Origin of the sequence: Sutterella massiliensis (assembly GCF_016899755.1) — a bacterium.
Lineage (GTDB): Bacteria > Pseudomonadota > Gammaproteobacteria > Burkholderiales > Burkholderiaceae_F > Sutterella > Sutterella massiliensis.
Window position 1 is genome coordinate 1 of record NZ_JACJJC010000367.1, and the last position, 325, is coordinate 325.

At 50.8% G+C, this 325-nt stretch carries 1 protein-coding gene; it reads left to right on the plus strand.

From position 1 onward, the window contains the following. On the plus strand, nt 1-247 hold a 247-nt coding region (locus H6A60_RS12940), incomplete at its 5' end, for a hypothetical protein (RefSeq protein WP_205105272.1). Nucleotides 248-325: the final 78 nt, after the last annotated feature.

Below are 325 nucleotides of genomic sequence, written 5' to 3' on the forward strand. Positions count from 1 at the left end.
GTTCAGCGTATTGAACCCCGTTTTTTTCATGAAAGCTGTGGCCCGTCACCCATCCCAGGGTGCGCAAGCACCCTGGCTGCGCGAAGCGCAGCTTTTTAATAAGAAGATACGTGACGGGTTAGACCGAGAAGCGAAGTCTAAGTTGCTAGGACTTCCCCAGTTGTCCGATCGAAAACCACTCCGTCGTCTAAACCTAGGTTCACGTATTCAGCTTGCCGCACAGCTCTCGCCAGCCGCTTGGCTCTGAACTTCTTCATTACATCGAGGTCACTTTCCTTGTAACAGCAATTGCCTTTGATCAGGGTATAAATGACTCGCAGGAGTT